The organism is Collinsella aerofaciens (assembly GCF_001405375.1).
Taxonomy (GTDB): Bacteria; Actinomycetota; Coriobacteriia; order Coriobacteriales; family Coriobacteriaceae; genus Collinsella; species Collinsella aerofaciens_F.
This window is the reverse complement of sequence record NZ_CYYP01000019.1, coordinates 1-20,661: the sequence shown is the minus strand read 5'-3', so window position 1 is coordinate 20,661 and position 20,661 is coordinate 1. Positions and strand designations below refer to the sequence as shown.

At 60.3% G+C, this 20,661-nt stretch carries 26 protein-coding genes; 25 read left to right on the top strand and 1 reads right to left on the bottom strand.

Annotated elements, in window-relative coordinates:
• Positions 1–8 precede the first annotated feature (8 nt).
• From yqeB to ARB25_RS08785, 23 genes are all read left to right on the top strand, one after another.
• Complete coding sequence (yqeB, locus tag ARB25_RS08895) at positions 9–803, top strand: selenium-dependent molybdenum cofactor biosynthesis protein YqeB (RefSeq protein WP_055287458.1); 795 nt, start codon at positions 9–11, stop codon at positions 801–803.
• 9 nt (positions 804–812) lie between these two features.
• Complete coding sequence (locus ARB25_RS08890) at positions 813–1,856, top strand: XdhC family protein (RefSeq protein WP_055287456.1); 1,044 nt, start codon at positions 813–815, stop codon at positions 1,854–1,856.
• A 311-nt stretch (positions 1,857–2,167) separates the two neighbouring features.
• A complete protein-coding gene (rplE, locus tag ARB25_RS08885; protein WP_006235260.1) occupies positions 2,168–2,725 on the top strand; it encodes a 50S ribosomal protein L5 in 558 nt (185 codons plus the stop codon).
• A gap of 79 nt (positions 2,726–2,804) precedes the next feature.
• A complete protein-coding gene (locus ARB25_RS08880) occupies positions 2,805–2,990 on the top strand; it encodes a type Z 30S ribosomal protein S14 (protein ID WP_022094280.1) in 186 nt (61 codons plus the stop codon).
• A 119-nt stretch (positions 2,991–3,109) separates the two neighbouring features.
• Entirely contained in the window at positions 3,110–3,508 is a 399-nt protein-coding gene (gene rpsH, locus ARB25_RS08875; RefSeq protein WP_006235262.1) for a 30S ribosomal protein S8, read from the top strand.
• 33 nt (positions 3,509–3,541) lie between these two features.
• Positions 3,542–4,078, top strand: a complete 537-nt coding sequence (gene rplF, locus ARB25_RS08870) for a 50S ribosomal protein L6 (RefSeq protein ID WP_006235263.1) — start codon at positions 3,542–3,544, stop codon at positions 4,076–4,078.
• A gap of 75 nt (positions 4,079–4,153) precedes the next feature.
• Positions 4,154–4,522, top strand: coding sequence for a 50S ribosomal protein L18 (gene rplR, locus ARB25_RS08865; protein ID WP_006235264.1), 369 nt, complete (start codon positions 4,154–4,156; stop codon positions 4,520–4,522).
• Between the two features lie 14 nt (positions 4,523–4,536).
• Positions 4,537–5,061, top strand: coding sequence for a 30S ribosomal protein S5 (gene rpsE, locus ARB25_RS08860; protein WP_055252236.1), 525 nt, complete (start codon positions 4,537–4,539; stop codon positions 5,059–5,061).
• Positions 5,062–5,063: 2 nt separating this feature from the next.
• A complete protein-coding gene (gene rpmD, locus ARB25_RS08855) occupies positions 5,064–5,246 on the top strand; it encodes a 50S ribosomal protein L30 (protein ID WP_006235266.1) in 183 nt (60 codons plus the stop codon).
• 3 nt (positions 5,247–5,249) lie between these two features.
• The gene (gene rplO / locus ARB25_RS08850) at positions 5,250–5,699 is read left to right on the top strand and encodes a 50S ribosomal protein L15 (protein ID WP_006235267.1); all 450 of its coding nucleotides are present in this window, start codon (positions 5,250–5,252) and stop codon (positions 5,697–5,699) included.
• Positions 5,693–6,979, top strand: coding sequence for a preprotein translocase subunit SecY (gene secY, locus ARB25_RS08845; protein ID WP_035137447.1), 1,287 nt, complete (start codon positions 5,693–5,695; stop codon positions 6,977–6,979). The genes rplO and secY overlap by 7 nt, the downstream gene beginning before the upstream one ends.
• An 18-nt stretch (positions 6,980–6,997) precedes the next feature.
• Positions 6,998–7,624, top strand: coding sequence for an adenylate kinase (locus ARB25_RS08840; RefSeq protein ID WP_006235269.1), 627 nt, complete (start codon positions 6,998–7,000; stop codon positions 7,622–7,624).
• Entirely contained in the window at positions 7,621–8,409 is a 789-nt protein-coding gene (map, locus tag ARB25_RS08835) for a type I methionyl aminopeptidase (protein WP_055287454.1), read from the top strand. The genes ARB25_RS08840 and map overlap by 4 nt, the downstream gene beginning before the upstream one ends.
• Positions 8,410–8,513: 104 nt before the next feature.
• The gene (gene infA / locus ARB25_RS08830) at positions 8,514–8,732 is read left to right on the top strand and encodes a translation initiation factor IF-1 (protein ID WP_035137443.1); all 219 of its coding nucleotides are present in this window, start codon (positions 8,514–8,516) and stop codon (positions 8,730–8,732) included.
• Between the two features lie 150 nt (positions 8,733–8,882).
• On the top strand, positions 8,883–8,996 hold the full coding sequence (gene rpmJ / locus ARB25_RS08825) for a 50S ribosomal protein L36 (protein WP_006363204.1): 114 nt from the start codon (positions 8,883–8,885) through the stop codon (positions 8,994–8,996).
• Positions 8,997–9,010: 14 nt separating this feature from the next.
• A complete protein-coding gene (rpsM, locus tag ARB25_RS08820) occupies positions 9,011–9,385 on the top strand; it encodes a 30S ribosomal protein S13 (protein WP_022094275.1) in 375 nt (124 codons plus the stop codon).
• Between the two features lie 14 nt (positions 9,386–9,399).
• A complete protein-coding gene (rpsK, locus tag ARB25_RS08815) occupies positions 9,400–9,804 on the top strand; it encodes a 30S ribosomal protein S11 (RefSeq protein WP_006235274.1) in 405 nt (134 codons plus the stop codon).
• Positions 9,805–9,823: 19 nt separating this feature from the next.
• The gene (gene rpsD, locus ARB25_RS08810; RefSeq protein ID WP_006235275.1) at positions 9,824–10,420 is read left to right on the top strand and encodes a 30S ribosomal protein S4; all 597 of its coding nucleotides are present in this window, start codon (positions 9,824–9,826) and stop codon (positions 10,418–10,420) included.
• Positions 10,421–10,452: 32 nt separating this feature from the next.
• Positions 10,453–11,394, top strand: coding sequence for a DNA-directed RNA polymerase subunit alpha (locus tag ARB25_RS08805; protein ID WP_055287452.1), 942 nt, complete (start codon positions 10,453–10,455; stop codon positions 11,392–11,394).
• A 30-nt stretch (positions 11,395–11,424) separates the two neighbouring features.
• The gene (gene rplQ / locus ARB25_RS08800; protein ID WP_055287451.1) at positions 11,425–11,892 is read left to right on the top strand and encodes a 50S ribosomal protein L17; all 468 of its coding nucleotides are present in this window, start codon (positions 11,425–11,427) and stop codon (positions 11,890–11,892) included.
• Positions 11,893–11,984: 92 nt separating this feature from the next.
• The gene (gene truA, locus ARB25_RS08795) at positions 11,985–12,809 is read left to right on the top strand and encodes a tRNA pseudouridine(38-40) synthase TruA (RefSeq protein WP_055287449.1); all 825 of its coding nucleotides are present in this window, start codon (positions 11,985–11,987) and stop codon (positions 12,807–12,809) included.
• Between the two features lie 203 nt (positions 12,810–13,012).
• Positions 13,013–14,011 carry a glycosyltransferase family 2 protein gene (locus tag ARB25_RS08790; protein ID WP_156327725.1) on the top strand — a complete coding sequence of 333 codons (999 nt, stop codon included), beginning with the start codon at positions 13,013–13,015 and terminating at the stop codon, positions 14,009–14,011.
• 132 nt (positions 14,012–14,143) lie between these two features.
• Positions 14,144–14,581, top strand: coding sequence for an arginine repressor (locus ARB25_RS08785; protein WP_006235280.1), 438 nt, complete (start codon positions 14,144–14,146; stop codon positions 14,579–14,581).
• 189 nt (positions 14,582–14,770) lie between these two features.
• On the opposite strand, the gene ARB25_RS08780 is transcribed toward ARB25_RS08785, so the two are convergent.
• The gene (locus ARB25_RS08780) at positions 14,771–16,981 is read right to left on the bottom strand and encodes a transglycosylase domain-containing protein (RefSeq protein ID WP_055287445.1); all 2,211 of its coding nucleotides are present in this window, start codon (positions 16,979–16,981) and stop codon (positions 14,771–14,773) included.
• A gap of 162 nt (positions 16,982–17,143) precedes the next feature.
• Here ARB25_RS08780 and ARB25_RS08775 point away from each other — a divergent pair, with 162 nt between their 5' ends.
• A complete protein-coding gene (locus ARB25_RS08775; protein WP_172676356.1) occupies positions 17,144–19,102 on the top strand; it encodes a U32 family peptidase in 1,959 nt (652 codons plus the stop codon).
• Between the two features lie 96 nt (positions 19,103–19,198).
• The gene (tyrS, locus tag ARB25_RS08770; protein ID WP_006235283.1) at positions 19,199–20,410 is read left to right on the top strand and encodes a tyrosine--tRNA ligase; all 1,212 of its coding nucleotides are present in this window, start codon (positions 19,199–19,201) and stop codon (positions 20,408–20,410) included.
• The last annotated feature ends 251 nt before the right edge of the window (positions 20,411–20,661 follow it).

The window sequence follows — 20,661 nt, the reverse complement described above, 5'->3', positions numbered from 1 at the left end:
CCCCGGGAATGCTCGTTTATGTTCGCGGCGCCGGCGATATCGCCACGGGTGTCGCTGCCCGTTTGGTGCGCGCCGGCGTGTCGGTCGTCATGGCCGATATCGCGGTTCCCACGTGCATCCGTCGCACAATCAGTTTTTGCGAGGCCATTCGTCTGGGCGAGGTCGAGGTCGAGGGTATTCGCGCTCGCTTGGCGCAGACGCCGGCAGAGGCGCTCGAGATTACCCAAGCGGGGGATGTTGCCGTCGTGGTGGACCCTCAGGCCAAGATGCTCGATGAGCTTAAACCCGCGGCTGTGGTCGACGCGATTCTGGCCAAGCGCAACCTGGGCACCACGCGCGACATGGCGCCTACCGTCATCGCCGTGGGGCCGGGCTTTACCGCGCCGGTTGACTGCGATGCCGTGGTCGAGACCATGCGCGGGCATTTTCTCGGCCGTGTCATTACCCAAGGTTCGCCCCAGCCCAACACGGGCGTGCCAGGCATTATCGCCGGCTGTGGTAAAGAGCGCGTTATCCACAGCCCCGCCGCCGGCGTGTTTCGGTCCGACCACGCAATCGGCGACATCGTGAGCGCCGGAGACGTGATTGGCTATGCGGGCGATACGCCCATGTGCACGCAGATCGATGGCTGTCTGCGCGGGCTTTTGGCGAACGGCGTGCAGGTGACTGAGGGCTTTAAATGCGCCGATGTCGATCCGCGCGGCGATGCCAGCTATATCAACTACATTTCGGACAAGGCGACGTCGGTCGGCGGCGGCGTGCTCGAGGCACTCGCTATGTTCACCGATATCTTTAGAGGATAGAAGGCGGCAATGGAAAAGCTCGATGTTGTGAATGCGGCGCTTGTCGCCCTGCGTGCTGGCGAGACGTGCGAGCTCGTGGTCGTAGCCGGCACGGCGGGGTCGTCGCCGCGCGGTGTGGGCGCATGGATGGCCGTCTTTGCCGATGGCAGCCAGGCGGGCACCATCGGCGGCGGCAAGATTGAGCTCTTTGCGCTGGACGAGGCGCGCGAGCTCCTGAGCGCGGGTCAGTCGCGTCTGGTCCGCTACACCATGGGCGGCGAGAACTCCGATACCGGCATGATCTGCGGCGGAGCCATCTGCCTGTGCTACCTGCATCTGGATGCGACCCAGGCACCGTTGTTCCAGGAAATTGCCGACGTCTTGGCCTTTCGGCGCATCGGCGACTTCGTCATCGACTTTGAGCCGTTTGTCGTAAGCGCGCTCGAGGGCGATGTGGCCGAGTACCATGGCGAGGAATCGCGCCGCACCATTGCGGGCTGTCCCGGGCTTTCGCTGGTGGAGGAGGGGAGTAAGGTCACCTACACCAACGCGGCCTCCGAGATTCCCCCGGCGCACATCGAGACGCTCTGCCCCGAGGGCCTGACTTATATCTTTGGCTGCGGCCACGTGGGCGCTGCGACGGCGCGCGTGCTCACGGCGGCGGGCTTTGCCGTCGTGGCGTGCGATGACCGCCCCGGCACGCTGACCCCCGATTGGGTGCCCGGCGTCTACGACCGTCGTCTGGTCGACTACAAGAACCTGAGCGAGCTGTGTCCCATCGGCCCGCGCGACCTGGTGGTCGTCGCCACGGCGGGTCACAAGTCCGATATCGACGTGGTGATTCAGGCCATGCGCGCCAAGCCCGCCTATCTGGGCTGCTTGGGCTCGCGCCGCAAGACGGCCTTTGTGCGCGCCCGCCTGGAGCAGGAGGGCTTTACGCAGGAGCGGATCGACGAGCTGCACCTGCCGATCGGCGTTGCCATTCAGGCCGAGGACCCCGAGGAGATCGCCATCTCCATCGCCGCCGAGATGATCCACCTGCGCCGCACCAAACTCGTCCCCCGCAAGCGCTAGTCGCATCCTCATATATGAGTTGCGGTGAAATACGGATTGTTTAAGCCTGTTAGGCCGCCAAACAGTCCCTATTTCACCGTAACTACTTTTTGGGATCCATTTGTGCGGGGGAGTTGTGGAGTTGTGCAGGCAGACGAGGTTTTTCTGGAAATACGCTCCCGATGCGCGTATAGTACCGATTGTTTTGTCGGCTCCTGCTGCGTCGAGTCCAAACCGCGAAATGCCATGAGCGGCGCGGATGCAGCCAGGAGGCACGAGGACAACCCATCGTGGCCACGCCCCGTGCTTAAAACCCCAAGAAGGAGTGAACAATGGCAGAAGAGAAGTATGTGCCGCGTCTGAAGACAAAGTACAACAACGAGGTCAAGCAGCAGCTTCAGGACAAGTTCCAGTACGAGAACGTCATGATGATCCCCAAGTTTGAGAAGATCGTCGTGAACATGGGTGTCGGCGAGGCCGCTACCGATTCCAAGGCCATCGACGGTGCCGTGCGCGACCTGCGCGCCATCACCGGCCAGCAGCCGATGATCACCCGTGCCCGCAAGTCCATCGCTACCTTCCGCCTGCGCGCTGGTATGCCGATCGGCTGCAAGGTTACCCTGCGTGGCGACCGTATGTGGGAGTTCTTCGATCGTCTGACCTCCGTCGCGATCCCCCGTATCCGCGACTTCCGCGGCATCTCCGCCAAGAGCTTCGACGGCCGTGGTAACTTCTCCATGGGCGTCACCGAGCAGCTCATCTTCCCCGAGATCGACTTCGACTCCGTCGATCACCAGCGTGGTATGGACATCACTTTCGTGACCACCGCCAACACCGATGAGGAGGCCAAGGCCCTTCTGGACGCCTTCGGTTTCCCGTTCAAGAAATAGGTTCACCTGCCCTATAAGCGCCGTTCCCACAAGGGGGCGGCGTTTGGGGCGAACAATACTCTATGTGAGGAGGATATAAGTGGCTAAGACATCGATGATCGTCAAGTGCAATCGCAAGCAGAAGTTCTCTACTCGTGAGTACACGCGCTGCCAGCGCTGCGGCCGTCCGCACTCTGTGTACCGCAAGTTCGGCCTGTGCCGTGTCTGCTTCCGCGAGCTTGCACTCAAGGGCGAGCTTCCCGGCGTTAAGAAGGCCAGCTGGTAAGTCACTACCAGCGTTTCAAGCATCAGTTTGGAACAGGGAAAACGCGCTAAAAAGGCTTTGCCGTTAAGGGCGGCGAAGAACCAAGAGCACGTGTTCATCAAGAACGAAGGAGAATCTGTATGAACCTTACAGACCCGATCGCAGATATGCTTACGCGCATCCGTAACGCTAACTCTGTGAACAAGGCCACGGTCTCCATGCCGAGCAGCAAGAAGCTCGTCGAGATCGCTCGTGTTCTGCACGAGGAGGGCTACATCGAGGGCTACGATGTCGAGGACACCGTTCCCCAGAAGACTCTGCACATCACGCTTAAGTATGGTCCCAAGAAGGCTAAGGTCATCAACGGCATCCGCCGCATTTCCAAGCCGGGCCTGCGTAAGTACACCGGCGTTGCCGACATGCCCCGCGTCCGCGGTGGCCTTGGTACCGCCATTATTTCCACCAGCCATGGCGTCATGACCGACCGCGATGCTCGCAAGCACAACGTCGGCGGCGAGATCATCGCTTACGTCTGGTAATTCGCTCGGTAGGTAGAAGGAAAGGAGATCACCGTGTCTCGTATCGGTAATAAGCCTGTCCAGATTCCCGCCGGAGTCGAAGTGGCAGTCAACGGCAACAACGTTGTCGTCAAGGGCCCCAAGGGCCAGCTCGAGCTCGATGTCTTTGAGAAGCTCGCTATCAACGTCGAGGACAACGTCCTCACCGTTTCCCGTCCCGACGACGAGCGTGAGACCCGTGCCCGCCACGGCCTCACCCGCGCCCTCATCCACAACATGGTTGTTGGCGTTTCCGAGGGCTTCGAGAAGAAGCTCGAGCTCGCCGGCGTCGGTTACCGCGTGCAGCAGAAGGGCAAGAACCTCGAGTTCTCCCTGGGCTTCTCGCACCCCGTGATCGTCGAGGCTCCCGAGGGCATCACCTTCGAGGTTCCCGACAACACCCACGTGAACGTCAAGGGTATCAACAAGCAGCAGGTCGGTCAGATCGCCGCTGAGATTCGCGGCCATCGTCCTCCCGAGCCTTACAAGGGCAAGGGTATCCACTACGTTGGCGAGCACATCCGCCGCAAGCTGGGTAAGGCCGCCAAGTAGTCGTAACCGACTCACTCGCATAAGACCAGCACCCCGTCAGGTGCTGGCAAGATCAACCTTTTTAGGAGTTTACGTATGAACAAGCATAAGGCGAAGCTGGAAGGCCTCAAGCGTCGTCAGCGTCGTGTTCGCGGCAAGGTCTCGGGTACCTCCGAGCGTCCGCGTCTTCGCGTGACCCGTACTAACGCCAACATCTATGCCCAGATCATCGACGACAGCAAGGGCTCCAGCCTGACGCTCGTCTCTGCCTCGACCCTCGAGGCCGAGTTCAAGGGCACCCACACCTCGAACAAGGAGGCTGCGGAGAAGGTCGGTCAGCTCGTTGGCAAGCGCGCCATCGAGGCCGGCATCACCAAGGTCGCCTTCGATCGCGGTGGCCGTATCTACCATGGCCGCGTCAAGGCCCTCGCCGACGGTGCTCGTGCCGCCGGTCTCGAGTTCTAGGAGGTATGTAGCACATGGCTCGTAATCAGAAGCAGCAGCGCGAGGCCTCCGAGTTCGAGGAGCGCGTCGTTTACATCAACCGCGTGTCGAAGACCGTCAAGGGTGGTCGTCGCATGAGCCTCGTCGCTCTCGTCGTCGTTGGCGACGGCAAGGGCAACGTCGGCGTTGGCATGGGCAAGTCCGCTGAGGTGCCCCTGGCCATCTCCAAGGCGTCTCTCGATGCCAAGAAGAACATGTTCCACGTGCCGGTGACCGAGCAGGGCACCATCCCGCACGAGGTTCTCGGCCACTTTGGTGCCGGCCGCATCATCATCAAGCCCGCTGTCGAGGGTACCGGCGTTATCGCCGGCGGCGCTGTGCGTCCCCTCTTCGAGCTTGCTGGCATCAAGAACGTCCTGTCCAAGTCCCTCGGTACCGACAACGGCCTCAACATCATCAAGGCTGCCGTCGAGGGCCTCAAGGAGCTCTCCAGCCCTGAGGACGTCGCGGCTCGCCGTGGCCTGACGGTCTCCGAGATGTTCGTCGGTAAGGAGAACTAAGCATGGCTGACACCATCAAGATCAAGCAGGTCCGCAGCACCAACGGTTGCAAGCAGGACCAGGTCCGTACTGTCCGTGCCCTCGGTCTCCACAGGATCCGCGAGGTTCGCGAGATTGCTGACAACGAGTCCGTCCGCGGCATGATCTTCAAGGTCAAGCACCTTGTCGAGATTGTAGAGGAGTAGCAAATGCAGCTTCACGATCTTACTCCCGCGCCCGGTTCCACCAAGAACCGCAAGCGCGTCGGCCGTGGCAATTCTTCGGGTCACGGCACCACTTCTGGCCGCGGCCAGAAGGGCCAGGGTTCCCGCTCTGGCGGCACCAAGGGTGCCGGCTTCGAGGGTGGCCAGACTCCGCTGGCTATGCGCCTGCCCAAGCTTCCGGGCTTCCGCAACCCCCGTCGTATCGAGTACACCGCTGTTAACGTTGAGCGTCTCGAGCGTAAGTTCGAGGACGGCGCAGTGATCGACGGTGCCGCTCTTAAGGCCGCTCGCATCACCAAGAGCGAGTTCGAGCCCGTCAAGGTGCTCGGCAATGGTGAGCTCACCAAGAAGTTCACGGTCAAGGTCGACAAGGTCAGCGCTTCTGCGCAGGCCAAGATCGAGGCCGCCGGCGGAAAGGTCGAGCTGCCGTGCTAAATGGTCTTAAGAATGCTTTCCGCATCAAAGAATTGCGCGAAAAGATTCTTTTTACCATAGCTATGCTCGTCGTGTACCGCATTGGTGCGCACGTTCCTGTGCCCGGCATTCCCTTCCAGGGGATGCTGGGCCTTTTCTCGACCGATAACAATTCGGTCGCCGCAGGTGCTATGGCCCTCCTGAATCTTTTCTCTGGCGGCGCGTTGAGCTATGTGTCGGTGTTTTCGCTGGGCATCATGCCTTACATCACCAGCTCGATCATCCTCCAGATGCTCCAGGCCGTCGTGCCTTCCCTGCATGAGCTTGCCCGCGAGGGCGAGGTCGGTCAGACCAAGATTACGCAGTATTCGCGTTACCTCACCTTGGCTCTGGCAATCCTCAACTCCGTGGGTTACCTCTTCCTCTTTAAGAGCTTCGGCATCAGCTTCAATGGCGCCGGCGCTCCCGAGATCATCTTCGACCTCATGATTGTCGGTACGCTCACCGCGGGCGCCATGCTGATCATGTGGATTGGTGAGCTCATCACCCAGCGCGGTATCGGCAATGGCATGTCGCTGATCATCTTTGCGAACATCATGGCCGGTCTGCCGCAGGCTATCTTCTCCAGCACTGAGGGCAATGCCGGTGGCATCATCACCATGGTGATCATCTGCGCCATCATTCTGCTGGTTATCCCGCTGATTGTTTTCCTTGAGCGCGGCCAGCGCCGCATCCCGGTCTCCTACGCCAAGCGCGTCGTGGGCCGTCGCATGATGGGTGGCCAGACCACCTACCTGCCCATCAAGGTCAACACCGCGGGTGTCGTGCCGATCATCTTCGCTTCGGCGCTGCTGTACTTCCCGGCTCAGATTGCCGTGTTCTTCCCCGGCATCGGCTGGATTCAGGCAGTTGCCTCCGCGCTTTCGACCGGTTGGCTCAACTGGGTGCTTAACGTTGTCCTCATCGTGTTCTTCGCGTACTTCTACACCTCCATGGTGTTCAACCCCGATGACACGGCCGATAACCTTAAGAAGCAGGGCGGCTTTATTCCGGGCGTCCGTCCGGGTAGGGCTACCGCGGCCTACATCAAGAACGCGCTTAACAAGATCACGCTTCCCAGCGCTGTCTTTTTGGCGCTCATCGCCATCGTGCCTTCGATCATCTTCTCCTTCACGGGTAACCATCTGATCCAGGCATTTGGCGGCACGTCCATCCTCATCATGGTCGGCGTCGTGCTCGACACGGTCGATAAGCTCGAAGGCCAGATCAAGATGTATGATTACGATGGATTCTTTAAATAGGCTAGAGGAGGATTGCTCATGAACCTCGTATTGCTCGGAGCTCCGGGTGCCGGTAAGGGCACCGTCGCACAGGAGCTCGTCGCCGAGTTTGGCGTCGCCCATATTTCCACGGGCGACCTGCTGCGTGCTGCCGTCAAGGGTGGCACCGAGCTTGGTATTCAGGCTAAGAAGTACATGGACGCTGGCGAGCTCGTTCCCGACCAGCTCGTGATCGACCTTGTCAAGGAGCGCCTTGCCGCCGATGACGCCCAGCAGGGCTTCATCCTCGACGGCTTCCCGCGCAACACCGCCCAGGCTGTGACGCTCGATTCCGAGCTCTCCGCCATGGGTCGCGAGATCGACTGTGCCCTTCTGGTCGATGTGGCCCCCGAGGTCATTATCGATCGTCTGTCTTCGCGTCGCACCTGCCGCGCCTGCGGTTACACCGGCACCGCTGCCGATGCTACCTGCCCCAAGTGTGGCGGCGAGATGTATCAGCGCGACGACGACAAGCCCGAGACCATCAAGAACCGTCTCGACGTCTACGAGAAGTCCACGAGCCCGCTCGTCGACTACTATCGTGGCCAGGGTCTGCTCAAGTCGGTCAACGGTGACCAGGCTCGTGAGACCGTGTACGGGGATGTCAAAGAGGCTCTCGGTCTATGATCAAGATTAAGTCTGCAACGCAAATCGAGCAGATGAAGAAGGCAGGAGCGCTATCTAAGATGGCGCTCCGCCACGTTGGAGCCATGGTGCGCCCCGGCGTTTCGACTTTTGAGCTCGATCAGCTCGCGGAGCAGATTATCCGCATGCATGGCGGCACCCCGGCCTTTAAGGGTTACGGCGGGTTCCCGGGGACCATTTGCGCATCGATCAACGATGCCGTGGTCCACGGTATTCCCAACCCCGACATGATCCTGCGCGATGGCGATATCATCTCCATCGATACGGGAGCCGTTGTCGACGGTTGGGTCGGCGATAACGCTTGGACGTTTTTCGTCGGCACCCCCACGTCCGAAGCCAAGGCTTTGTGCGAGGTCACGCGCGACTGCCTTAAGGCTGCCATCGAGCAGGCTGTTCCCGGTAACCATATCGGGGACGTCGGTTATGCCGTTCAGTCCCTCGCCGAATCTCACGGTTACGGAGTGCTTCGTGATTATGTGGGCCATGGCATTGGCCGTGTGATGCACGAGGACCCCAACGTTCCTAACTATGGAAAGAAGGGGAGGGGCGTTCGCCTCCAGGCCGGCATGGTCATTGCCGTCGAGCCGATGGTTACGATGGGTTCCAACCATGTGAGCACGGGCTCCGACGGTTGGATTGTTACGACCAACGACCACCTGCCCGCCGCGCACTACGAGAACACCGTCGCCATCACCAATGACGGTCCGGTGATTCTCACCACGGATGCGCAAGGTGCTTGGTGTTCGCTCCAAGGCGGAGAAATGTAACAAGTTCCACTTAGTTGTGGAGCCATTACGAAGTTATTACGATGCGTGCATACGTGTTGTAAAATACTCAATCGCTGTCGTTTTCTAGAGAAAGATGATTGCTTGTGAAGAAGGAAGACGCAATTGAGCTCGAGGGTACGGTAAAGGAACCGTTGCCCAATGCCATGTTTAAGGTTGAGCTCGAGAACGGTCATTCGGTTCTGTGCAACATTTCTGGCAAGATCCGAATGAATTACATCCGTATTCTCCCCGGTGACAGGGTTGTCGTGGAGCTTTCCCCGTACGACCTGACCCGCGGCCGCATCACCTATCGCTATAAATAGCGGCACGCATACACGCACTCCATTTCCGACTGCAGGCTTAGCTCAACCTACGGTCGGATTGTGTGTGAAGACCAGCCATAGTTTTAAACGCCTGCGGCTGGGCGAGTAGATAGTAGGGAAGTAGTTTGAGCGCTACCGAAAGGAAGAACGATGAAGGTACGTCCTTCGGTCAAGAAGATGTGCGATAAGTGCAAAATCATTAGGCGCCATGGCAAGGTCCTCGTCATTTGCGAGAACCCCCGTCATAAGCAGCGTCAGGGTTAAGAGAGGAGACTACGTTGGCCCGTATTAATGGTGTCGACCTCCCGCGTGAGAAGCGCGTTGAGATCGGTCTGACCTACATTTACGGCATCGGCCGCACCACTGCGACGAAGATTTGCGTCGAGTGCAACGTTAACGTGGATACGCGCGTTAAGGACCTCACCGAGGATGAGGTTAACGCCATCCGCGATTATATCGATAAGAACCAGATCATGGTTGAGGGCGACCTCCGCCGTGAGCGCAACCAGAACGTCAAGCGCCTTATGGACATCGGCTGCAACCGCGGCCTTCGTCACCGCAAGGGCCTCCCGGTCCGCGGCCAGCGCACCCACACTAACGCTCGTACCCGCAAGGGCCCGAAGCGTCAGATCGGTGCTAAGAAGAAGAAATAAGGAGCGCTAGATAGATGGCTACTGCTAAGAAGAACGTTCGCGCTGCCCGTCTGAAGCGCGCGGACCGTAAGAACATTTCCGTGGGCCAGGCTCACATTCGTTCTACGTTCAACAACACGATCGTTTCGATCACCGATCCCCAGGGCAACGTCATTTCCTGGAAGTCGGCTGGCCAGGTGGGCTTCAAGGGCTCCCGTAAGTCCACGCCGTTCGCTGCCCAGATGGCTGCCGAGGCTGCTGCCAAGCAGGCCATGGAGCACGGTATGAAGAAGGTTTCCGTCTTCGTCAAGGGCCCCGGCTCCGGTCGTGAGACCGCTATCCGCTCCCTCCAGGCTGCTGGCCTCGAGGTCTCGAGCATCCAGGACAAGACCCCCATTCCGCACAACGGCTGCCGCCCCAAGAAGCGTCGCCGCGTGTAACTGAAAGGATCGTATCAATATGGCAATCGACAGGACTCCTGTTCTTAAGCGCTGCCGTCAGCTCGGGATCGATCCCGCTGAGCTCGGTTACAGCAGCAAGAAGGAATCTATCCGTCAGCCCAAGCGCCGTCGCAAGGAATCTGAGTACGGCATGCAGCTGCGCGAGAAGCAGAAGGTCAAGTTCATCTATGGCGTTCTGGAGAAGCAGTTCCACGGCTACTTCAACAAGGCCCGTAAGATGAACGGCGTCACCGGTGAGAACCTCATGATCATTCTTGAGTCTCGCCTCGACAACGTCGTCTTCCGTCTTGGCTTCGCCCGCACCCGCAAAGAGGCTCGTCAGTCCGTCCGTCACGGTCACTTCACCGTGAACGGCAAGCGCGTGGACATCCCGTCCTACCGCGTCAAGGCCGGCGACGTCGTCGCTGTCGGCGAGAAGTTCCGTGACCTCCTCCCCATCAAGGAGGCCCTGATTTCCTCCGAGCGCTTTGAGGTCCCTGGCTGGCTCGAGGTCGATATCGAGAAGCTGTCTGGTAACGTGCTCGCTCTGCCGACGCGTGAGCAGATCAGCGGTGATATCAACGAGCAGCTCATCGTCGAGCTCTACTCTAAGTAGTCCATCCGGGCTGCTGAGGCTGGAGGTAATACATGTCAGAATTCATTAGGCCTCAGGTTCAGGTCGAAGAGATCAACGAGACGTCTGCTCGTGTCTCCGTCGAGCCGCTCGAGCGTGGTTACGGCGATACGCTGGGTAACTCCCTTCGTCGCGTTCTTCTGTCCTCGCTCGAGGGTGCCGCCGTCGAGGCTATTCAGATCGATGGTGCGCAGCACGAGTTCATGACCATCCCTAACATGGTCGAGGATGTCACCGACATCGTCCTGAATGTCAAGGGTCTTGTCTTCAGGGCTCTCGGCACGACCGACGAGGCGACCGCCACCATATCGGTTGACGGCCCCTGCGAGGTCACCGGTGCGGACTTCTTTATTCCGTCCGAGTTTGAGCTGGTCAACCCCGAGCAGCACATTGCTACGCTCGCCGAGGGTGGCCATCTCACCATGAGCATGCGCATCGGCTATGGCCGCGGCTATGTTTCTGGCGAGGCCAACAAGCGCGACAACGATCCCATCGGTGTGATCCACGTCGACTCGCTGTACTCGCCGGTTTCCCGTTGCGCCAAGCTCGTTGAGGCTTGCCGTGTCGGTCAGCACACCGACTACGACCGCCTTGTCCTCGAGATCGAGACCAACGGCTCCATCGCCCCGCGCGACGCCGTGGTCCAGGCTGCCAATATCATCAACCAGCATATGGCCGCCTTTATGAACCTTGCCGAGACCCCCGAGGTCGAGGAGGAGGCTTCGATCTTCGCTCCCGAGGTCACCAACGACAACGCCGAGCTGGACAAGCAGATCGAGGATCTGGACCTTTCCGTCCGTTCCTACAACTGCCTTAAGCGCGCCAGCATTCACTCGGTCCGTCAGCTCGTTGAGTTCTCGGAGAACGATCTGCTCAACATCCGTAACTTCGGTGTTAAGTCGATCGAGGAAGTGAAGGACAAGCTTGAGTCCATGGGCCTGAGCCTGAAGGCTTAATGCTTCGCATATTTGAGGAGAAACTAGACCATGCGTCACAACGTTAAGAAGGGCCTGAAGCTCGGCACCGATGCGAGCCACACCAAGGCCATGAAGAAGAGCCTTGCTAAGGCCCTCTTCGAGAACGACCGCATCAAGACCACCGAGACCCGCGCTAAGGCGCTGCGTTCGGTCGTCGATCCGATCATCACTTGGGCCAAGAAGGGCGACCTGCACTCTCGTCGTCTGGCTATCGCCAAGCTCGGCGATAAGCAGCTCGTTGCCGAGATCTTCGACAAGGCTGCCCAGGGTATGTGGCAGGATCGCAACGGCGGTTATACCCGCATCATGAAGCTCGGTAACCGCAAGGGCGACAACGCTCCCATCGTTATCATGGAGCTCGTCACCGAGCCTTGCACGCCTAAGGCCAAGAAGGCTGCTCCGGCCCCCAAGAAGGCCGCTGCTCCCAAGAAGGTCGAGGCTGCCGAGGAGGCTCCTGCTGAGGAGACCGCTGAGTAGACAATCCGTCTGCATAGGCTATATTCGAGGGGTACGTTCGCGTACCCCTCTTTTTTTGTCGAAATGCCATTGCCTGTTTGTTGGGAGCGCCCATGACCGCGCCGTCTGATTTCAATTCGATTCCAGAGCTCGATGCCACGCTCGTTTTCCGCGTGGCATACGATGGCTCGTCCTATAGCGGCTTTGCCGAGCAGCCGGGACAGACGACGGTTGCGGGTGAGCTGCGTCGAGCCATCGAGACGCTGCTTCGCCGTCCGATCGATCTGACGTGCGCGGGTCGCACCGATGCCGGCGTGCATGCCGTGGCTCAGTACATCAGCGTGCCCGTAACGGACGCTGAGCTCGCCCTAACGCGCCGTAGGTGGCTGCGGGCTATGGATGCCCTGCTGCCCAAAGATATCGCCATCAACGAGGTCTACAAGGCCCGTAAAGGCTTTTCTGCACGTTTTGACGCGCGTTCCCGTACGTATACGTACCGTATTGCCGATCGAGATGCGCGCCCCGTGCTGTCCCGCGGTGCGGTGTGGTGGCATCGCTATCCCTTGGATGTTGAGGCTATGTCTGCTGCCTGCCCCGCGCTGCTGGGCGAGCAGGACTTTAAAAGCTTTTGCAAGGTTGCTTCTGCCGTGGGCAAACCTACGCACCGCTGCGTAATGCGCGCCGAGTTTGGCCATGAGGTTGCGTTTGGCGAGGACATCCTGACGTTTACCATCGAGGGCAATGCGTTTCTGCATTCGATGGTCCGTACGATCGTTGGCACGCTTGTCGCGATTGGCATGCATCGCCGTGAACCCGAGTGGATGCGCGAGGTCATCGATGCTTGCGACCGTACCGCTGCGGGCCCCACGGCTCCTGCCTGCGGCCTTACGTTTATGGGCGTGGATTACGATCCCGCCGAGCTCGTCGTGCTCGACTAGGGGAGGGCTCGACGCGTCGTGCGTCGACACCCATTATCTGTGGGCTGCGCGTGTGCAACATCTGTTCTTGGCGTGCAATACAACCGGTGTCTCATTGCTTTTATTGCCGGGGTGTACCATGAACCACGGTTTGATTCATTGCTGTCGAGAGGACGGATAACTTGGTTCGACGTGGCTCGCATCCGCGACTTTCGGTGATTCTTGTGGTAGAAGGTTCGCCCAGCTATGCGATGCGTGCGCTCGAGAGTATCCAGAACCAAGACCTCTACGATTTGCAGATTGTCGTTGTTTGCCGCGATGCTGCGCCCGGTGTGCGCCATTCGCTTCAAGTTGCTGCCGACAGGGACATCCATATTGATTTGATTGACGTCGAGGACGCGAAGCGCGGCGCTTGCCTTCGTGCCGGTTTTGCTGTCTCGCGCGGCTCTCAAATCATCGCCATGAACGCCGATGAGTGGTTTGCTCCGCAGGCCCTTTCCAAGATGGTCGATATCGCGTGCGATACTGCGGCAGACATAGTGTTCCCCTCGGTGTCGCTCGATCGATACGATGCGCATCGCGAGTGTCATTCGCGCGTCTTGGATGCTACTCATATTTCCATTGATGGCAAATCTTCGATGGTGGCCGGGCTGCCTCAGTTGATTTTGGGCGGCCTAGTCGCTCAGACCTCTGGCGTGATGTATAGCCGTCCGCTGTTTGAAGCATGCCTGTCGCGTGGCAAGGCGTACCGTACGGTTGAGTTTATGGCTTATGCGCTCTCGCAGGCACGATTCGTGTCCGGCTGCGGCGACGCTTGTTTCCACGCGGTGGCACCTAAGCTTACAGATGCCTTTGATCCCACCATGTATGCCAGGATATCCGATGACACTCGAGCGCTCGACGAGCTTGCGGACTCACTCTCGGAAGCAGATAGCGGTGGTCGGCTCAAGCTGGCAAGCCAAAAGTTCTACTTTGCCGGACTGGTCGCCTGCATCGAGAATTTGTGTCTTAGCCCGCATGGAGTGTCGTCAATCGAGCGTTCCGCCCGCATGCGTGATATGCTCGAGGCGCCTCGAACCCGTCAGATGGTCGCCGCGCTCAAGGATAACCATCGGGGACTCGGTCTGTTGTTTGGGCCGATCGCCAGCGCCAAGCCCGCGCGCTGCGTGATGTGTACGCATCTGGCAGCTTTTCTTAACCGGACGGGCGCAAAAACCGCCTAAACGGCTCATTTCGAAACAAATTTGCATAGAATTGTTTCGAAATGCGTTCTTATACACAAAAGCCTTCAAATAGCGTTAAACTATTCAATCACTGATTGATTGTCTCCGCCATCTTTTGGAGAGAGGGTTTGTATGGCTAAAAAACGCAATGGGCGCCAGGATGCCATTAGAGATATTGTGCGCAATAAGGACGTCCGCACGCAGCGCGTGCTGGTCGATGAGCTCCGCGCTATGGGCTTTGATTGCACGCAGGCGACTGTCTCTCGCGATATTGCCGATATGGGGCTGCGTAAGCTCCCTGAGGGCATCTATGTTCTGGCAGAGGACCTGCACCTGCAGCGTATGGTTTCCGAGCTCGTAACGGGCGTTCTGCGCACCGATAATCTGGTTATGATCAAGGCTCAGCCTGGTACGGCTTCCGGCATCGCCGCCGCCGTTGATGCGGCAGAGTTGCCCGATGTGCTTGGCTCGCTTGCCGGCAACGATACGATTTTGGTTATTGCCCAGACGGCCGAGGACGGCGAGCGTCTCGAGGCGCTGATCAATAAGCTGAGCAATTCTCGCAAGTAGGCGTGCGGGTCGTGCGCTCGGCACTGTGTGCGTGACATGGTGGCTTGTAAGGGGGTATCGACGTTGGTCGGTACCCCCTATATTGTTTGCCGGTATAAAGGCCGTCCACCAGGTCGCTTTAAACTAAAAGGCCCCCGAGCACTTTAATAAGCTGCTCGGGGGCCTTGTTGCTAATGGCCGGATGAATTTCTAGCCAACCGTATCGTCAGGCGTGGGCGAGGGGTCGGGAGTGGGTGTAGGCGTAGGCGTAGGCGTAGGCGTAGGCGTGCCGCCATCGCCGCCGGTCGAACCACCAGTGGAGCCGCCCGTCGAGCCATCGGTCGTACCGGTGCCGCCGGTGGTGTCGCCGCCCGTGGTCTCGGTGGTCGTGGTCGTCGTGGTAGTCGTTGTGGTGGTTTCCTCTTCGTCCTCGTTCTCGTCCTTGTCGTCGTTCTCCGTCTTCTTGGTGTTGTTGGTGCCGTAGAACTTCCAGACGCTGTTGTTCTTGTAGGTGGGCGCCGTTCCGGTCGCAAACTCCTCGCGCTCGGTACCGGTCAGAACGGTGTTCATAAACCGCTTAAAGACAGGCAGGTTGGTGCTGTCGCCCAGCAGGTCTGTGCCGTATTTTTGGATGGGAATCTCGCCCGCGGAATAGCCGGTCCACAGGGCGCACGCCAGCTGCGGGGTATAGCCGCAGAACCACAGGTTGGTGGTGTTGTCGGTGGTGCCCGTCTTGCCGGCATAGGGCTGGTTGACGCTCAGGGCGCCGGCAGCACCCGTACCGCCGCCCTTCATGACGTCGGACAGAACATCGGTGACCGCGGCGGCCTCGCCCTCGGTAAGTACCTGTGAGGGATTGTCGGTGTGCTGGTACAGCACCGAACCGGTACGAGAGTCAATCTCGGTGATGGCGATCGGCTGGCGATAGTAGCCGCCGTTGGCAAACGTCGCGTAGGCGGCGGCCATCTCGAGCGGCGAGATCGAGCCGGTGCCGAGGGTCATGACGGGAACGTCCTCGATGTTGTCCTTGGCGGGATCGATGCCGAGCTTTTTGACGAGCGAGATGATCTTGCTGTTGCCGACGGCTTCCGCCACCTGGATGTAGCCGGTGTTGGAGGAGTATGCCGTCGCCTGCTTAAGCGTGATGTTGCCATAGCTATGGTTGGCGTAGTTTTGGACCTCGGTCGTGGTGCCCTTGGCCTTGAGCGGCGAGTTGCAGTTGAGGGTGACGTTGGGGTTCATGCCGTTTTGGATGGCAGTTGCCAGCGTAAAGGCCTTAAAGGTGGAGCCGACGGGACGCTTGGCCGTGGCATGGTTTACGTGGTTCTCGTCGGCGTTGTAATCGTAGCCGCCCACCATGCACTTGATGTAGCCGGTCTTGGGGTCGACGACGACCATGCCCATGTCCAGGCCGTCGAGCGAGAGCGTGTCGAGCTGCTCGCGAACGGCATTCTCTGCCACCTGCTGCATCGTGGGGTCGATGGTGGTCTTGACGGTCAGGCCGCCCTTAAAGAGCACGTCGGTCGAGAACTCCTGCTCCAGCAGCTGCTTAACATAGGCGACAAAGTAGGGCTGCGAGTATACGTCAACGCCGCTGCCCGAGATTTCGGTCACGTTGAGGGTGATGGGCTCGGCCTGTGCGGCATCGTGTTCCTCCTGCGTAATGTGGCCCAGGCGCAACATGTTGTCGAGGACCTTGTTGCGACGGGACAGTGCCAGGTCGGGGTTGACCGTGGGGTCGTACTGCGAGGGCGAGTTGGGAAGGCCGATGAGCAGTGCGGCCTCGCTGAGGGTGAGGTCGGCGGCGCTCTTGGACAGATAGGTCTCGGCTGCGGCCTCGATGCCGTAGGCGCCGTGGCCGTAATAGATGGTGTTGAGGTACATCATGAGGATCTCGTCTTTGGAGTACATGTCCTCCATCTTGACGGCGATGTAGGCCTCGCGCACCTTACGCTCGATGGTCGAGTCGAACTGCTCCTCCTGCAGGATGGTGTTGCGCACCAGCTGCTGGGTGATAGTTGAGGCGCCTTCGTGTCCGCCGCCGAGGGTTGCCACCGCAGCACGCGCGATACCCCACAGGTCGATACCGCCGTGCTCGTAGAAGCGCTCGTCCTCGACGTCAACGGTGCCCTGCAGCACGTAGGGGGAGACCTTGTCCTTGGTGATGGACTTGCGGTTTTGCGTGTAGAAGCTCGCGATCTTGTTGCCGTTGCAGTCGACGATCTCGGTGGGCTCGCTCACCAGATACGCGTTGGCGTCGGTGTAGTCGGGCAGATCGGACAGCCAGCGGTTGACGTTGCCGACCATGCCGATGCCAAATGCCACGCCCGCAATCAGCAGAAAGCCCAAAAACGAGAGCAGGATTATGGGCAGAGCATGCGTCTTTGAACGGCTGCGTCCCTGTCGTTGGCGAGGACCCATATATTGACCTCCAGGTATGTCGTGCCGGACGGTGGATGTGCCGTCGGGGCAGGATGGACATAAGTTATTACACGATAAACCAAACGGGGCGCGCGAGGCCTCGTGTATGCTGGAAGACGGCATTTTTCAGAGTGAATGCATACCTTGGTAAGGAGTTTGCCGATGGCGATTCGGGCGATGGGGCCGAGCGGACAATACGAGACTGGATTGGATGCTGCCGGTGCGGCGCTGCCCGAGCTGCTGGCGCCGGCGGGCGGGCTCGACCAGATGCTTGCGGCCATCGCCGCGGGTGCCGATGCCATCTACGCGGGGTTGGGCGGCTTTAACGCCCGCGTGAGCGCGCATGGCTTTACGGATGACGAGTTTGCGCGCGGCTGCGCCGCGGCGCATGCCCATGGCGTGCGCGTGTACGTGACGCTCAACGTGTTCGTGTTTGACGATGAGCTGTCCGATGCGGTGGCGCTGGGAGCTCATGCACTGGAGCTGGGCGCCGATGCTCTGATTGTGGCCGATGCCGGGCTGGCCTGCACGCTGAGCGCGGCGATTCCCGGGGTCGAGATTCACCTGTCTACGCAGGCGGGCGTTCATAGCGAAGGCGCCGTGCGGCTTGCCGCCGATGAGCTGGGGGTCGAGCGTGTGACGACGGCGCGCGAGCTGACGGTCGACGAGATTGCGGCGCTATGTGCCACGGGCGTGCCCATCGAGGTATTCTGCCACGGTGCGATTTGCATCGGTTATTCTGGGGCGTGCGAGTTCTCGGCCCTGCGGCGTGGACGCTCGGCGATGCGCGGCGACTGCACGCAGCCGTGCCGTCTGGCGTACGACCTGGTGGACGAGGCGGGGCAGAGCGTTGTCGCCGTCGAGGGAGATCGCCTGCTGTGCCCGCGTGACTATCTGGGTATTGCGCATCTGCCCGAGCTTGTAGATGCCGGCGTGGCGTCGCTCAAGATCGAGGGGCGCATGAAGAACCCCGATTACGTATTCAACGTGGTGCGGGTGTGGCGCCGGGCACTCGATATGCTGCGCGACGGCGCGTGGGACCCCGATGTCGTGGAAGAGCTTGAACGCGAGCTGGGAAGGTCGTTTAACCGTGGGTTTACCGATGCGTACCTGCGAGGGCGTTCGGGTGCCGAGCTGATGAGCTTTGAGCGTGCGATTAACCAGGGCGTGCGCGTGGGGCGCTTGGTCGCTGTGGGCCACGAAGAGGTGACCGTTGAGCTCGACGCCGCCGTGGCGGCGGGTGACACGCTCGAGATCCGGTTTTATCCGGGTGCCGACGCGCGTCCCGATGTGCCCAAGCGCTGGCCGCAGGTGCCCTGTCCGGTGGATGCCGCAGCGGGGGAGCGCGTCGTCGTGCATTGCAAGCGTAAGGTTGACACGGGCTGCGAGGTGTACCTGATTCGCAGCGCCGGCGTGTTGGATCAGACGGCGGCGGTGTTGGAGCGCATGCGGGCCGAGGCGGATGCGATTGCGCCCGTTGCGCGTGCCGTTGAGGTGCTGCCCTTTGAGGACGTTGCGGTGGATGGCGGTGCGTCCACGGAGTTGGTGGAGTGCGCGGTTCCCACTCGCATGGTTTTTGCTTGGCAGCTGATGGATGCCGACCCGCGCGGAGAACTTGATTTGTCCGACGCCGTTGTGGTGCTTGACGAGGTGTGCCGCACGGGTGACGCTGACTGGACCCGCTCACTGATACAGCGTGCCGGGCGCGTCGTCTGCCGCAACCTGGGACAGGTGGTGATCGCTCGCGAGCTGGGCGTGACGTTTGACGTGGCGGCGCCGGTGTTCTGCGCGAATCGGGCCACGCTTACCTGGCTGCGCGGACTCGGTGCGGGGCGGGTGTGCTTGCCGGCGGAGTTGCTCGGCAATGATGCGGAGCGTATTGCCGAACTGGCCGCTGAACCCGGCGTCTTGGGTCCGGTCGACGCCGACCGTCCCGAGCTTATGGTGTGCGAGCACTGCCTGCTGACCGCCGAGGGCGTCTGCGCCACCGATGCGACGGGACAGGTTCGTTGCCGCGACTGCTTGCGTCGTCGGCAGGTACGCTATCTGGTCGAGCGTGACGGTACACGTCTGCCAGTTGCCATTGACGCATGCGGCAGGACGAGGATTTTCCTGTCGTAGGTGCTGCGTCGCGTCAGTTTGTTATCATAAGAGAGTTTATGGACTTCCAGCACCGCCGTTTTCGGCGAGGGTGCTATAGCAAAAGGAGGATACCCAATGCTGTCTGTTGACGAGCAAATGCGTATCATCACCTCGGGCGCCGCGCAGATCGTTCCCGAGGCCGACCTTCGCAAGAAGCTTGAGAAGGGCGAGCCCCTCAACATCAAGCTCGGCGTCGACCCCACCAGCCCCGACCTGCACCTGGGCCACGCCGTGCCGCTGCGCAAGATGCGTCAGTTCCAGGACCTGGGCCACAACGTCACCCTCATCATCGGCAACGGTACCGCGTTGATTGGCGACCCTTCGGGCAAGAATTCCACCCGTCCGCAGCTTTCGCAGGAGCAGATCGAGGCCAATGCCGAGACCTACGTGAGCCAGGCCATGAAGATCCTGGATCCCGAGAAGACCACCATCGTGCACAACGGTGACTGGATCCTTTCGATGGATCTGGCCGGTCTGCTGCAGGTGTGCTCCAAGTTCACCGTCGCCCGCATCCTCGAGCGCGACGACTTTACCAAGCGCTACCAGTCTCAGACGCCGATCGCCCTGCATGAGTTCCTGTATCCCGTGATGCAGGCTTTCGACTCCGTGCAGATCAAGGCCGACGTCGAGATGGGCGGCACCGATCAGCTCTTCAACCTGCTCGCTGGCCGTGAGCTCATGGAGAAGATGGGCATGGAGCCGCAGATCGCGCTCACCATGCCGCTGCTCGAGGGCACCGATGGCGTGCGCAAGATGTCCAAGTCCTATGGCAACTACATCGGCCTGACCGACGCTCCCAAGGATATGTTCGGCAAGACCATGTCCATCCCCGACGAGATGATCGGCAAGTACTATCGTCTGGCCAGCTCGCTCACCCCGGCCGAGGTCGACAAGATCGACGCCGCCCTGGCCGATGGTTCTGCCGACCCCTACGAGCTCAAGCGCGCTCTGGGCCGCGACCTGTGCGACACCTACCACGGCGCCGGCGCCGGAGACGAGGCTCAGGCCGAGTTCGACCGCGTGTTCAAGGAGGGCCAGCTTGCCGACTTCCCCGAGAAGCATGTCGAGCTGACCGTCAACGACGAGGGCCAGATCTACCTCGCCGGCCTGCTCAAGGACTTGGGCCTTTCGGCGAGCGCCGGCCAGGCTCGTCGCGATATCGACGGCGGTGGCGTCAAGATCAACGGCAAGGCCGTGGCTCCCAAGAGCTACAACATCGATCCCAGCGCCCTCAAGCTGGGCGACACCCTTTCTGTGGGTAAGCGCAAGGGCTTCAAGTTGATTTAGTTCCGCCGTTCTACCGAACGGCGGACCGGCCGACGCTGCGCGGGCCGCATTTGGACAATCTGACGTTCAACTTCAAGGGCGCGACCAGAAGGTCAGCGCCCTTTCGTTTCACGTCACCTTGTCTCAAATGCGACCCGCTCGCTGGCGATGCCAAAACATCGGCGCTTCCGTGGTTGGCACTTGGGGACGTTCCTTTTAATATGAGCAGGACATTGTCAAGAGGCAAAATCGGGCCTGGCCCCAACGATATG